Here is a 16,131-nt window from a genome sequence, read left to right as displayed (position 1 = left end):
GTGACTGAAAATAAGTAAAATAAATGTTTTATATGGTTTCCAGCGTCTGCCTGTCAGGGTAAGACAAGTGTTGGATAATTTCTTGGATTCCAGGTTTACAACCGATCATTAACCACGAAAAGGGCATTATTAACCAATTTGACATTAAAAATGACCAAATTCGAGGCATAAAGTTGAATTGATAATCTAACATTCACCCAAAAATGTTTTGATTTTCATGCATTTTGGATATATTGAACCCCTATTGATGTTTTAATGTGGCGGTTGATTGGGACATGGCTTCTAATCATGTCCTGTTGCTATAAAAAATGATTGTAAAAGGTATTTAACATTTATCCATGTCAGCAAACACACAGCATCGCGGAGTGAGCAACTCCGATATCATCTATTCATAACAAGAACCAAAGTACCTGACGCTGCATCCTAGTTTGAAGCGACGATGATGCAACGACAGGAAGTACCATGCCGGTCATCTGCTGAGACGGAGCGGAATCGGATGGAATGAACTATTGTAACACACACACAACCAATACATGAAGCACATCTACACCCTGTTGCTTGCCACGCTGCTGCTCGGAGTCAACACCCTTCGCGCGCAGAACGCCGGAGACTACCGCAGCGCATCCACGGGCGAATGGTCTACGATCTCCACTTGGGAAACCTACGACGGCGCTTCCTGGCAGCCGGCCTCGGCTGCTCCGGATGGCACCAACAGTGGCCTGATTACGATTCAAAGTCCGATGACAGTATCGGTGACCACTACGGTTCCGGTCACCGCCGACGAACTGGTCATTGAATCGGGTGCTACGTTGTACATCGCGGAAACGGATTTTGATGTCTTGAACGGAGCAGGTGAGGACCTGGTCTGTCAGGGAACCCTCTATACCCAGGAGGGAACCATGACGAACAGCGGCGTGGTACGCTTCGAATCGGGTTCCACCTTCGGTTGGGGATTCAATTCCGTACTCAGCGGAGCCGGAACGTATACCCTAGATGCCGGCTCAGCGGTTGATTTCGCCGCGACGGGTAACAGGACGATCAATGCCGATTTCGTGAACAATACCAGCATTGATTTCAACAACATCGGTTTCGGCAATGCACTGACCATCGACAACAGCGCGGTATTTCAAAATAATGGAACGGTAATTTTTTCTAATAGCGCCGATCTCGCTACCACCTTGGGTGGAACCTTCCAGAATGACGGAACCCTGGAAGTCAACAACTTCGCTACACTCACGATCAACGCCGACATTATCTTCAATGGCGGTTCCTCTTCCACATTTCACATCATAAACGGAAGCGTTGCATTTATTTCTACAACGCACAATTTTGGCGGCACCCTGATCATTGACAGCGGTGCAAATTTAGCCGGCGCCAACACGGTAAGTTTCTCCGGTCATACTTTTACCAATAACGGCAGCGTATTCCTTGATTTGCTGAAGTTGACGGGCAGTTCAACCCAATTGTCTGACGGTACCGGAACCATTCAGTACCTGGAAATCGACGGAGCCGGCCTCAACCTTGGAAATAATCTGACCATCAGCCAAAGCCTTGTACTGACACAGGGCCTGATAACTACCAACGGTTATCGGCTGATCCTGAGCTCGTCGGCAACCCTCACGGGAGGCAACGACAACAGCCACGTCATCGGCAACCTGCAACAGCAGTTGAACTACCAGGATCTGAAGGTCTATCCGCTCGGTGATGGTACCCATTATCTGCCGGTTGCGGTGACCCCGGATGACGATGCCGATGTAACGATTTCCCTGTTCCCTGGCGACCATCCTTCGATCGGAAGTTCAACCATCAACCCGAATCAATCGTGCAATCTGCACTGGCGCATCGAACAAGCCAACCCGATGTCGGGCACGCTCAACTGCGTGTTCAATTTCGATGCTTCGCACCTTGACCCTTTAACCGATCCGATGCTACTCGGTGCTTATGCTTATGCAGGTGGCAGCTGGTCGAGTCTCTCGGTTAATGAAAACGCTTCCGGAAACATCGACCTTATTATCGACGATCTCAATCCCACCACCGTCCGGGATATTCAACTCGGCCTGGAGTTCGATTATTCCACCTGGGCGTTTTTTACAACCAATTCGGGACCATGGGAAGATGTCGCGAATTGGGAGGTGTACAATGTCGGTACCGGCTTGTTCGAGCCGGCTCCCCATGTACCGGATGGATCCAATAGCGGAGCGATTACAATCCGCAACGGACATACGATTATCATCAACGATAACATCCCGGCTTCAGCGGATGAAATGACCATCGAAGCCGGTGCACAAGTCTTCGTCGGACTGGGCGGCTTAACGATTCTTGATGGATACGATTTGGATCTTTCTGTCCATGGCTTACTGGAGTTGTCGGCCTCGACCCTTATCAACGAAGGGATGATTGAAGTTGATGGCACGTTTCAATGGGCCGCGGACGGCCTTCTGGGCGGGCCGGGAGACATGACACTGCTGAATGGATGCAACTTCATCAACGCCACCGATGGATTCTTGTACCTCGAGTCCACGCTTTATAACCAGGCAAGCATTACCCGCCCGAGCCTCCAGTTATACATACAGGCCGGCGCAGAAGTCATAAACGAAAATGAGTTGAACCTGATTAACGGGATGTATATCGGTAGCAGCAACCCGCCGGGAGGCATCTTCAGGAATACCGGCAGGTTGAATGTGAACAGTCCGTCCACCACCTGTACGATCACCTCCGATGTACATCTTATCAATGCAGGAACCATCCATGTTCAGGATGGTACGCTAGCGCTTTACGAGTCGGCCGGTGAGTACGGCGGCAATATCAAAGTGGACGCTGCAGGCATCGTGGACGGTACAGCTCAAATTGCATTCACCGGCGATACGGTACAGGTTGATGGCGCCATCAATTTGCCGCTGTTGCACATGAACGGTGCTGACCTGCAGCGACTGGGCGGTACAGGCTCGATCAATAATCTTCGGGTGGATGCGGCAAGTGGTGTCGAGCTGATCGGTAATGCCACCGTTTTGCAGACCCTGGACCTGGTCAATGGTGTGGTTCAAACCGGTGCCCACCGGGTCGTGCTGGGTTCCGGTTCCACGGTGACGAACGCTTCCGCTGCCAGTTATGTGAACGGAAATGTTGAACGATTCTTCTCAGCCCCTGGGGCATTGGAGTTCCCCATCGGCGACGGTACTTCCTTTACACCGGTTACATTGGATCCTGATGTTACTGGAGGAGGGTCCGTCTTGGTTCGTACAGATGCGGGTGACCATCCTGATATTGGAAATTCCGGAATCGACGCGAACAAGACCGTCAACCGGAATTGGACGATCACAAACCTCAGCCTCGGTTTCAGTCAATGCGATGTCGTGTTCAATTGGGATCCAGCTAACGTAGACGGCGCCGCAACACCCGCCAACTTTGTACTGGCGAAGAAAGACGGTACCTGGTCCTTGCCACCGGTGAATACGGTGACCGGAACCAGCTTATCAGTGCTCGACCTTACCTCCTTCAGTGAATTCCAGATTGGGGAGGCGGCGGCTTGTTTCGTAAACATCCCTGACGCCACCTTCAAATCGTATCTGCTGGCGAACCCTTCCATCAATACCAACAGCAACGGCGAGATCGAATGTTCGGAAGCCGCGGCCTTTACCGGCGGCATCGATGTGAACAACATGAACATCGCCGACCTCACCGGCATCGAAGCCTTCACCGGCCTGACCAGCCTGCGTTGTTACAGCAACCTCCTCACCGGCACGCTGGATGTATCCAACTCCCCGAACCTGACGGAGCTGTTGGCTTATTACAATCAGCTCACTTCGGTCAATATCTCGAACAACCCCGTGCTTGCCGATATGAACATTGAAGGCAACCAGTTGACCACGATCGACCTTTCAGGAGCACCGGGATTGTTGAATGTGAACGTGGGAGCCAACCAGTTGACCGCATTGGATATCAGCAGCAATACCGCCTTACAGGGTCTGGCTGCGTTTGCCAACCAGTTGACGGCCCTGAATACCACTACCAATACCCAGTTGGTGGCGCTCATTCTGGAGAACAACCAGATCACCAGTCTCGATCTCTCTACCAACCTGTCGTTGACCAATCTGAATTGCTCCTCGAACCAGCTTTCAATTCTCGATTTGTCCGGTTTCCCATTGCTCAATGAACTCGATTGTCGGAACAACAGCCTGACGTCGCTGCTGGTTAACAACGGCAATAATAACAACTTCATTTCCTTCCTGGCGAATGGCAACGCTTCGTTGTCGTGCATACAGGTAGATGATACCTACGCCGCGTATGCTGCCTGGAGCGCTGGGAAGGATGTCTCGGCTACTTTCAGCACCAACTGTTCGGTGTGCATGGTCTATATCCCGGATTCGGATTTCCGAAACGCCCTGCTGTCCAATCCCGCCATTAACACCAACAGCAACGGTGAAATCGAATGTTCGGAAGCGACCGCTTATTCCGGAGCGCTTGCGATTTCGAATCTTGGAATCAACAATTTGACAGGACTCGAAGCATTCGTCAACATTACCGAATTGTATTGCGACAACAACACTTCGCTTTCAACGCTCGATGTTTCCGCCAATACTGCTTTGACGATCCTGCATTGCAACTACATGAGCTGTCTGACTACACTGGACCTCAGCAACAATACCGCGCTGGTAGAACTTGATTGTAGTGAGAACTGTCTCTCTAGTTTGGATCTTTCCACCAATGTGGCACTCCAGACACTGCGTTGTTATAGTAATCCTTTGGGGACTCTCGATCTTTCCTCTAACGCCTCACTTGTTACCTTAGATTGCCACAACTGCAGCCTGACTTCTTTAGATCTCAGCATGAATACCCAGTTGGTTAATCTGGCTTGTTACAACAATCAACTGACCAGCCTGGCTCTTTCTACGAACCCAAGCCTCTACTCCCTGCATTGCGGAGCCAATTTACTGACCAGCCTGGATCTGTCTGTGAACACCGCACTGGCCGACCTCCTCTGCTCCGGCAACCAACTCGCCACGCTCGATCTGCAAACCAATACCGCGCTTATCCAATTAAACTGTCAGTCGAATCAACTCAGCAGCCTCAGCCTGCCTTCAACCAATACCTTGTTGAGTGTCCAGTGCGGTGGTAACCTGATTGAAAGCCTCGACTTGTCGGCGAACCCAGGTGTGGTTTATTTTGACTGCTCCAACAACGCGCTGACCAGTTTGAATATGCAGAACGGCAGCAACAACTTACTCACGACGTTCAGCGCAACCAGCAACCCGTCCCTGACGTGTATACAAGTCGACGACGTAACCTTCATGGACGCGAACTGGAGTGCTGCCAAAGACGCCTCTGCGTCATTCAGCACCGATTGTTCCTGCATCGTGAGCATTCCCGACGCGAACTTCAAGAACGCCCTGTTGGCGAACAACTCCATCAACACTAACAGCGATGGAGAGATTCAGTGTTACGAAGCTGCGGCTTACACCGGACAGATCCAGGTAGACGGTTTGTCCATCACCGATCTTACCGGCATTGAGGCGTTCGTCAATATCACGTCCCTGAACTGCTCGAACAACCAACTGACGAATTTGGATGTGAGCGCCAACACCGCGCTGGAGCAGTTGAACTGTTCTCAGAACCAACTCACGACACTTGATATAAGTCAGAATGTGTTGCTTGATAACCTGACCTGCAACGATAACCTGCTCACCGCACTGGATGTATCCAATAATCCTTTATTGGTTTACTTATACACGGGCTACAATAACATTGGTACGCTCACCATCACGAACCTGACGAATCTGAGGCACTTCAACATTCAGAACAACCCGATAACCAGCCTGGACCTTTCGCAGAACACCGTGTTAGAGGATATCGTCTGCTCCAGCACAAGTTTGACTGCTTTGGACGTATCCAGCTGCCCTGCCTTGAGCTTGCTCTATTGCAGCAACAACAGCCAGCTTGCCAGCCTGAACCTTCGCAACGTGGCGATTGTCGGCGCACTGCAGGCCACTTCGCTTCCGAGTCTTTCGTGCATTGAGGTTTCCAACGTTTCCTTTGCCAATGCCAACTGGAGTTCGGCCATTGATCCGGGAACGATTTTCAGCTTATCGTGTGCGCCTCCCGGAGCCGCGCTGCAATTCGACGGAAACAACCGTGTCGAAGTAACGGATGACCCAAGCCTGAATCCCACCGCCGGTGTTACCATCGAAGGCTGGATCCGCATGGATACCCGCACTTCCTATTCGGTCATCGCGATGAAGTCGCAACCGGTCACCTTTGCCGGTGGTTACGGCCTGGTTGCGAACGTGGACAATACCAGTTACCAGTTCTACATGAACGGCTGGGGCAGCGGAATGGTAGAAACGACCACACCGATGAGTACAGGCGTATGGTACCACATCGCGGGTACCTACGATGGTTCCCAGGTGAAGATCTACGTCAACGGTTCGTTGAATGCCACCTTGAACTATACGGGACCGGTCAGCACCAGCGCCGAGAACCTGTTCATTGGCGGTGATCCGGGCGGATATACGCTCATCGGCGGGATCGACAACCTTCGTATCTGGGACCGCGGCCTTACCCAGGCCGAGATCCAGGCCAACATGAACTGTGAAGTGACGGCTACCGGTAATGGCTTACTGGCCAATTACTATTTCAACCAGGGCCAGGCAAGCAGCGACAACAGTGCCATCTCTGTCCTCACGGATGCGAGCGGCCTGGGTAACGATGGCGCGTTGGTCAACTTCCCGCTGACCGGTTCCACCGGCAACTTCATTGCTCCGGGTGGTGTAGTGAGCGGTACGAACTGCGCACCGGCTTGTACGGTTGCCGATCAACCCATCGCTTCCGCCACCTCGACCACCATTTGTGCCGGAAGCAACGTGTACATTTCCGTTACCAGTGGTAACCTCAATGGCTCCGATCACTGGACCTGGTACGAGGGCTCCTGTGGCGGTGGAACACCTGTAGCGACGGGTAATTCACTGACGGTTGTACCGCTCCTGACGACCACCTACTATGTGCGCGGCGAAGGCGGCTGTATTACGGATGGTGCATGCGGTACCATTACCATCACCGTTCATCCGTCGCTGGCAGGCTCCTACTCGGCAACTCCGCCGACCTGCCATGGGGATGGTTATTCCATCAACTTCAACGTCTTTGACGGTACGCCCCCCTACACGGGCGATGGCCTTCAGACCTTCCCGGGCTTTGCCGGCAGCGATACATCCTTCTTCTACCCTGTGACGGATGCAGTAGGTTGCCTGGTGATGTTCCCGGTAACGGTAACCCAACCCGACCTGCTGGTACTGACCGGCGTGACGGATTCAACGATTGTTTGTCTGGAAAACGCGATCACCGGTTCGGTTTCGCTTTCTACTTCTGGAGGTACACCGCCGTATACTTATACGGGCGACGATACCACCGGTCTCGGCAACGGTACCTATACTTATACGGTCACCGACGCGAATGGATGTTCCTACACTGCTTCCACGCAGGTCATTCTCACGAATTGTATCATTCCTTACTATAATCCGCCGGATTCCGGTATCGTCACTACTCCGCTTGGTCCCGAGCTGACGCAGTTGTATGAAGATCCCGATTCCGCCGGCCCGTCGAGCAATAACCAGGTCTTCCAGGTGGTCAATGCCGGTTCCGTCCTCATCGATGTCATTGCCAATGTCGGACAGTACAATACCCTGCTACCCTTGTTGCAGTCGCCTGATTATGGCATGACCAACCTGATCGACAACGGTGATTCCACGCTGATCATCACGGGTCTTTATCCGGTAGCCAATCTGCGCAAACTGGATTCGATCCCGGCGCTGGTCAACTTCGCCCGACCGAAGTACGCGCCGGTCAACAGTGCCGGTCTCATCCTTTCGCAGGGTGACCGCGCCATGAAGTCCGATTCCACCCGCAAGCTCTTCCGCCTCGATGGCGACGGCATTCGGGTAGGTGTGATCTCCGACAGTTACAATACGCTTCCCGGTAATCCGGCAGGCAATGATATCGTGAACCGCGACCTCCCCGGTGCCGGCAACCCGGTTAACGCCAACCCGGTCAACGTCATGCTCGATTATCCGTATGGACGTGGTCTTGACGAAGGTCGTGCCATGTTGCAGATCGTACACGATATCGCGCCCAAAGCGAAACTTTCCTTCCGCACCGGTTTCATCACCGCCGGCGACATGGCTGAAGGTATCCACGCACTGGCGGAGCAGGATAGCTGCGACATCATCGTGGACGACGTCACCTACATCACCGAACCTTACTTCCAGGACGGTATCGTTTCCCGCGCAGTAAATGAAGTGCGTGATCAGGGCGTTGCCTATTTCACTTCAGCAGGTAACTTCGGTGGAGTATCCTACGAGTCCTACTACAACCCGATGCAGGGACCTGCAAGCATTCCGGGCATGGTCCACGATTTCGGTGGAGGAGATTATCTCCAGGCCATCAGCCTGAAGCGCGGTACCTACACGCTGGTCATGCAATGGGATGATTCCCTGTATTCACTCGGACAATTGCCGGGTGCACGGAACAACTTTGACATTTACCTCACCGACCTGACCGGTACCAAATTGTTCGGATTAAACCGCCAGAACAACTGGGGTGACCCGATCGAAGTACTGCCCTTTACCGTAACGGCGGATGTGTTGGCCAACATCGTGATCACCCGCACCTGGACCGACGATCCGATGGGCCCGCCGATGAAGATCAAGTACATCATCTTCCGCGGCGACGCTACCATTCTGGAGCACCAGGCCGGCAGCTCGACCATCATCGGACAAGCCAACTGTGATGGAGCCATGTCTGTTGGCGCGGTGCGCTATACCAAGACCCCCGCGTTCGGCCAGGTGCCGGAACCAGAGAGCTTTACCTCTCGCGGTGGTACGGCAGTTCGCGGCGTCGTGCGTAACAAACCAGACTTCAGCGCACCAAACGGTGTCAACACGTCGGTCAATTTCTTCTCGCGCGATCTGGAGAGTGACGGCCTCTACAACTTCTATGGTACTTCCTGCGCGGCTCCTCATGCCGCCGGTGCAGCCGCGCTGATCCAGCAAGCCGCCAAGAAGTTCAACGATGCGAAACTCTCACCCGATTCCCTCCGCAACCTGATGAAGGCAACGGCAGTTGATATCGGAGGCGACGGTTTCGATCTTACGACCGGTGCAGGCCTCATCAACCCGATGGCCGCCGTACGCACATTCGCGCGTCCGCTTCCGCAGGTCGATACGGTCATTCCGGACCTGCCCTCGGCTGTGTTCGGACAGGCGCCGGTTTCGGTTACGGTGGTCGGTGACCACTTCGTGAATGGAGCGGAGGTTTATCTTGATGGAGCAGCACTGCCGACCGTTTATCAGGACGAGCAACACCTGCTGACAGAGATTCCGACCTTCATCGGCAATCCGATGTTGCAGGTATTCAATTCGCCCTCTACCTCCAATGGAACTGACGGCGGTTATTCGAACGGGTATTACTTCTATTACAATCCGGAAGCGATTGTCACCGTTCGCGTCGACAATACGACCAAACGGTATGGTGAATCCCTGCCGGAGTTTACGGCCACGATCCTTGTTGATGGTCAGCCGCTGGATTCAACCGGATTGTCGTTGGAAGATCTCGGTCTGGAAGACATGCACTTCCTCACGCAGGCGACCGAACTCAGTCCTACCGGCTTCTACCAGGTCGTTGCCGAGATGGAACCGCTGGACCTGAACGACGGCGATGATATCGCGCGCGATACCACCTACGAATATGAATTCTTCCCGGGAGTCTTGAAGATAAATAAGATGCCGATCACCATCACGCCGCGCGACACCACCCTGTTGTTTGGCGACAAGATTGGCGGTATCCAATTCAATTACGACTTCGACCAAAGCAATGTTGATCCGGCCATGCGTCCGTTCCTGATCGATTCGATCAGCCAGACGCACCAGCTTACACTCTCGAACGCCTTGATCCTGGTGAACCCGCGTGTGGTAACCAACCCGCGTGTGGTCACCAATGCCGACTTCGCCAACCTGGCGATGGTCGTGACCGACAAGGCGCTGGCGAATCCTCGCGTGGTGACGAACCCGCGTGTCGTCACGAACCCGCGCGTGGTCACCAACGCCACCTTCATGGTGGATACCATGGAGTTGATCGACCTGTCCGCTCAATCGGTGTTCAACTACGACAACGATTCATCGGTCATCATCCTGGAAACGCCAACTGCCGGTATGCGCAGTCGTGCCATGGCGAACCCGCGTGTGGTAACCAATCCGCGCGTGGTGACCAACCCGCGCGTGGTGACCAACGGCGGCACCGAAGTCGATAGCTTCGATGTGAACACCAGCTCGAGCGACAACATCGCGGTCATCCTCGACGAGGATGACGTGACCCAGCCGGACACCAGCACGGAACTCAAGTCGGCCAACCTCATCACCGGTACGACGGTCGGAACCTGGCTGATCGTACCCGGAGCGTTCTTCGACGACAACTTCGCCATCAGCTACGGACTGGGCAGCCTGACCATCGAGCCTGCACCGGTTACGGTATATGCGCTGGATACCGCTCCGGATTGTTTCGTGGTACCGGCATTCCGTGATTCGATCATGGGACTTCAATACGAGGACTCCCTGCATCTCTACGACGGAACCCCGCCGCAGTTCGAGTTGCGTGACAGTAACGGCGACCTCGTGACACAACCCGCCACAGCCGGCCAGTATGAAATCATGCCGTACGGTTATACGTTCCCGGGAGATTCGAATTACGTGATTACCTACGAGCCGGGAACGCTGACATTGCCCGAGCCGCTGATCGTATCCTGTGTATTGTCCGGTATGAACTGCTTTGGCAATACCGGCACCATCACGGTAACAGCCAGTGGTGGAACAGGTCCTTACACGGGTGAAGGCATCTTCACGGTCTCCGCTGGTATCTATTCCTATACGGTTACAGACGCCCTGGGTTGTACTGCCACTTGCACTACTACAGTAGTAGAGCCGGTTCCACTGATCGCTTCTTGTGTAGCGACGGATGCAGTGTGCTATGGCGCTGACGGTTCGGTAACGGTATCGGCCACCGGCGGAACGTCGCCTTACAGCGGCGACGGTACATTCACCGTACCTGCCGGTACCTACAATTACACCGTGACCGACGCGAATGGCTGTACGGCCTCTTGCAGCGCGACGGTGAACCAGCCTGCCCAACTCCAGGCTGTAGTCACACGCCCACCATTCTTTCTGTTCGACACGGGATGTGATGGTGGATATGACATTCCCCAACCGATTACGTGTAACGGAGGTTCCACAACGGTGATCGTATCGGCTTCCGGAGGAATCGGACCTTATACCGGTACCGGCACCTTCAGTCAGTCGGCGGGCACTACGGTTTACACGGTAACGGACGCCAGCGGCTGTGTCGCATCGACCCCGTTGACGCTCACCGAACCTGCACCGCTCGTGATCACCGTGACCCCAGGCACGATCAATTGCTTTGGCGGTACAACGAGCGTGGTCGTCACCGCGTCCGGCGGAGCTCCGACGTATTGCGGTCCTGGTTATTATGGCGTCGGTACTTTCACCCGCCCGGCGGGAACCTATACGTTCACCGTATCGGATTGGTATGGTTGTACCGCCTCAGCTACGGTGACCATCGCTCCGGCGGTATCGCTGGTAGCTAGCTGCGTGGCAACGGATGCTGTATGCTTTGGCGGTGACGGTTCGGTAACGGTATCGGCCACCGGCGGAACGTCGCCTTACAGTGGCGACGGTACATTCTCGGTTCCTGCCGGTACCTACAATTACACCGTGACCGACGCGAACGGCTGTACGGCCTCCTGCAGCGCGACGGTGAACCAGCCTGCCGAACTGCAGGTTACGACCTCCCGTCCGCTGTTCCTCCTGCCGGGAACGGATTGCGACGGCGGATACGATGTGCCGCAGCCGATCCTTTGTTATGGCGGTTCAGTGCCGATCACCGTTTCAGCGATTGGTGGCACAGGACCTTACACGGGAGCAGGTACTTACAACCAGTCGGCCGGCACTACGGTATACACCGTTACCGACGCCAACGGTTGCGTAGCTTCCACATCTGTATCACTTTCACAACCCGCTGCTCCGCTCTCAGTTACTGCCACGGCAGGTACTATCACTTGTGCTGGCGGCACGACGAACGTAACCGTGTCGGCAACAGGTGGTACTCCGTTTTTCAATTGCTGGGGCTATTCCTACAGCGGAACCGGCACCATCCTACGGCCTGCCGGTACCCATTCCTTCACGGTCACAGATTGGCATGGCTGTACCGCCTCGGCTTCCGTGACAATAACACAACCGGATCCCATCGTGGTCAATTGTACCGTGACCGAACCGACGTGTTATGGCGAGAACGGAACCGTGCTCGTCGAGGCGACCGGAACGGTAGGGGCTACGACCGGTACCGGAACCTTCTCGGTACCCGCCGGTGAGTATTACATCTTCAATGTAACCGATGCAAACGGTTGTATCAGCGGTTGCACCGGACAGATCAGTCAGCCTGCGAAAGTCGAAGCGCTTTCCACTTCTTCTACACCTTCGGATTGTGGTGGTGCGACCGGTACTGCTACGGTAGTAGCCACCGGTGGTACGGGTAGTTATACCTACCTCTGGAGTCCGGGCGGACAAACGAGCGCGACGGCTACGGGTCTGACCGCCGGCATGTACACGGTTCAGATCACTGACGGCTCCGGCTGCAGTGGCACTGCTTCCATCGAGGTGACCGGAACCGGCACTTCACCGGCTGCGGCAGGACCTGTGATTGGGCCTTCCGGCGCCTGTCGTAACTCGACGATCGTCTTCTCGATCGATCCGGTCGCGAATGCCAGCGAGTATCAGTGGATGCTCCCTGGCGGTGCGAGTGGAACTTCAACCAGCAACACCATTTCTGTTTCGTTTGGACCTTCCTATGCAGGAGGTTTCATCTGTGTCACTCCGATCAGCCCATGCGGCACTGGAGCATCTTCGTGCATCAACGTTCCGCTCCTAGCGGTACGGCCTGCACGACCGGTGTTCAACACTGCACCGGCGATTGTTTGCGGCGGTACGACAGCCGTATACTCGGTGATTCCGGTGATCGGAGCGACCAGTTATAGCTGGACAGTGACCGGTGTGAGCATCCTCAGCGGACAGGGTACTTCCAGCATCACGGTATCGGTTCCGGCCGGTTTCGGACAGGGCAGTGTTCGTGTCGATGCCGTGAACTGTATCGGAAACAGCCCGAGCCGTGCCATGGCGATCACGGGTCTGCCGTTCCATTCTTATTCACTCACCGGACCGATCTACGTCTGTGCCGGAACGAACGGCGTGAACTATTCCATCGGAAGCGTCACCGGCGCTGACACGTATGCATGGACCATTACCGGCGATGCTACGGTTGTGAACGGCAACGGCCCTTCGGCTACGGTGAACTTCGGTCCGTCGTGGACCAGTGGCAACCTCACGGTAACGACGACCAATACCTGCGGAGCTTTCCAGCGGACCTTTACGATCCGTTCGGTGACTGCTCAGCCCGGTGGCATCACCGGTCAGGCCAGCGCGCTTTGTAATGGTACGAATGTCGCCTACTCGATCTCTCCGGTCGCCGGCGCGACGAGTTATTCGTGGTCCGTGCCTGCCGGTTCAACGATCGTAACCAACTCCGGAACAGCCATTACGGTGAACTTCGGAAGTGTAGCCGGTAACATTTGCGTGATCGCGAACAACGCCTGTGGTGCCAGCCCGGCGCGTTGTCTGGCCGTCACACTCGTACCGGCGCAGCCTGCGACGATCTCCGGACCTGCTTCGGTATGTAAGTCGAGCACGCAGACCTACTCGGTTGCTTCGGTAAGCGGCGCTTCGATCTATAACTGGACGGTCACCGGTGGCGCTGCCATAGCGCCTCAGGGAACTTCAGCCATTGTGAATTTCAATTCGGCGCTATCGGGTTCAGCCATAGTGAAAGTCAGCACCGGCAACGCCTGTGGATTCAGTCCGGCTCGCAGCCTGGCCGTCGTCGTTAACCTCGCCTGCCGCACAGCGGGCGAGCCCGATCAAGCGACCGCGATGACGGTATTCCCGAATCCGGCGCGTGATCGCATCCGGGTGCAGTTTGCTTCCACGGGTACGCTGGAGTATCTGTTGAAGGTCAGCGACCTCCTTGGAAAAGAAGTCGCGATCCATCGACTGAGCGCTACAGAAGGTCGTAATGAATACGAGATCGACTTGAGCGGACTCGAACGCGGCATTTACTTGTTCTCACTCATGACCACGAACGGTACACCATCGGTACAGCGCGTGATCATCGAATAGAACAACCAGTATTAAGAAAAGCACAGGGGTTGTAAGTAGCTACTTACAACCCCTGTCTAATTAAAAAGAGAAGTGAACGTAATCGTCACTCCTCTTTGCGTACCCGGGGTCGGGATCGAACCGACATGAGTGTTAGCTCACTGGTGTTTGAGACCAGCGCGTCTACCAATTCCGCCACCCGGGCAGGGACGCGAAGATAAGTAATCCGGTTTAATCGTTGGAAAAATCTACATCCTCAGCCGCCACGTGAAATGATCACGCCCAGCCATGCCATCAGGAGGGAAATTAACAAGGTTAGTCGTCCCGACCACCTTGCCAATCGGACCAGTCGTGGATTTTCCACAGCTGATTCTCTTACTGCTTTTCGGCCATAAGCGAGGTCGTGAACCAGGTTTAATCCAATGAGCAGCAGGAACAAGACGGTTTTCCAGAGGACCAAATTTCCGTAGTTAGTTTGTCGGAAGAAATCCAGGGAAAAGGGTATTCCACGGAAATGCATATTGGTCAGGCCCGAGATGAACAATATTCCCAGCGCCGCTAAACCGACCGTCCGGAATTTCAAACCGGTGGAGAGCAGGAGTCGCCTTCGCTCCGGGTGACCTTTTAAGGCGGGCAAAAGGACGAGGGGAAGGAAGAGCATACCCCCGATCCAGCAGGCTCCGGCGAGTAGGTGGACCAGTACGCTCAGTTGATACGCCATCATGTTGATGCGAAGGTAAGCGGTAGGAACGGTTCGGGTTCCCCCCGGATTTCAGCAGCGCAGGCAGGCCTAAATTGGCAAAATCCCTTAATTTTCAGGGCTTTTATGCCGTTTCGGCCTTGTTTTTTAGCCCTTTTTTGCCTTCCTTTGCATCCCCGAAAAAAGGGTTCCCACGAGCATCATGGAGCGTAATGTCAAACTGTTCAGCGGTACCGCCACGCGGTACCTGGGCGAACAGATCGCCGGCGCCTACGGCCTGCCCCTCGGGCAAGTCAATGTAGCCCGTTTTTCCGACGGCGAATTCTCTCCTGCTTTTGATGAGTCGGTGCGCGGTTGTGATGTATTCATCATCCAATCCACCTTCGCGCCATCCGATAACCTGATGGAGCTCCTCATGCTGATCGACGCCGCCCGGCGCGCTTCAGCCCACTACATCACCGCGGTGATTCCCTACTTCGGTTTCGCACGCTCCGACCGGAAAGACAAGCCGCGGGTCTCCATCGCATCCAAGTTGGTGGCCAACATGTTGACCGCTGCCGGCGTTACGCGAATCATGACCATGGACCTGCACGCTCCGCAGATCCAGGGATTCTTCGACATCCCCGTCGACCATCTCGAACCTTCCTCGTTGTTCGTCCCTTATATCGAATCGCTTAATCTGCCCAACCTCTGTTTCGCAGCTCCCGACATGGGCGGTGTGAACCGGGTACGGGGTTACGCGAAGTACTTCAACGCCGACATGGTCATCTGCGACAAGCACCGCAAGAAGGCCAACGAGATCGCGGAAATGACGGTAATCGGAGAAGTGGAAGGTCGCGATGTCATTCTCGTGGATGATATCTGCGATACTGCCGGAACCCTCACCAAGGCCGCGGATATGCTCTTCGATAAAGGAGCGAACAGCGTTCGTGCTTTCTGTACCCACCCGGTACTTTCCGGAAGCGCCTACGAACGCCTCAACAAATCGCGTTTAACCGAACTCGTTGTCACCGACACGATCCCGCTGCGCGAACAATGTGATAAGATCAAAGTACTCCCTTCCTCCGAACTCTTCGCGCGCATCATCCGACGGGTGTATGTGTATGAGAGTATCAGCCAGTTGTTCCTGGTGTGAGGGGAGTGAACAGTAAATAGTGAACAGTAAACAGT

3 protein-coding genes and 1 tRNA gene are annotated in these 16,131 nt (G+C 54.6%); 2 read left to right on the top strand and 2 right to left on the bottom strand.

The genetic code is table 11. The annotated features are described in order from the left end of the window. The first annotated feature begins 533 nt into the window (after nt 1–533). Nucleotides 534–14,282, top strand: a complete 13,749-nt coding sequence (locus IPJ96_15110; protein MBK7911645.1) for a S8 family serine peptidase — start codon at nt 534–536, stop codon at nt 14,280–14,282. Between the two features lie 100 nt (nt 14,283–14,382). Here the strand turns inward: IPJ96_15110 and IPJ96_15105 are convergent. Together IPJ96_15105 and IPJ96_15100 are read right to left on the bottom strand one after the other, a co-directional pair. Beyond that, nucleotides 14,383–14,466 (bottom strand) — tRNA-Leu (locus tag IPJ96_15105). A gap of 51 nt (nt 14,467–14,517) precedes the next feature. Further along, a complete protein-coding gene (locus IPJ96_15100; protein ID MBK7911644.1) occupies nt 14,518–14,985 on the bottom strand; it encodes a CopD family protein in 468 nt (155 codons plus the stop codon). Nucleotides 14,986–15,163: 178 nt separating this feature from the next. Here IPJ96_15100 and IPJ96_15095 point away from each other — a divergent pair, with 178 nt between their 5' ends. Further along, nucleotides 15,164–16,096 carry a ribose-phosphate pyrophosphokinase gene (locus IPJ96_15095; protein MBK7911643.1) on the top strand — a complete coding sequence of 311 codons (933 nt, stop codon included), beginning with the start codon at nt 15,164–15,166 and terminating at the stop codon, nt 16,094–16,096. The last annotated feature ends 35 nt before the right edge of the window (nt 16,097–16,131 follow it).

It is taken from the genome of Bacteroidota bacterium (assembly GCA_016713765.1).
GTDB lineage: Bacteria > Bacteroidota > Bacteroidia > AKYH767-A > 2013-40CM-41-45 > Pollutiaquabacter > Pollutiaquabacter aromativorans.
The sequence above is the reverse complement of the archived record's forward strand: the minus strand, read 5'-3'. Positions and strand labels throughout refer to the sequence as shown.

What these genes read in the sequence shown, in the direction of transcription:
- IPJ96_15110 (MBK7911645.1), top strand. Translation starts at nt 534, where the DNA reads ATGAAGCACATCTACACCCTGTTGCTTGCCACGCTGCTGCTCGGAGTC.
- IPJ96_15100 (MBK7911644.1), bottom strand. Translation starts at nt 14,985, where the DNA reads ATGATGGCGTATCAACTGAGCGTACTGGTCCACCTACTCGCCGGAGCC.
- IPJ96_15095 (MBK7911643.1), top strand. Translation starts at nt 15,164, where the DNA reads ATGGAGCGTAATGTCAAACTGTTCAGCGGTACCGCCACGCGGTACCTG.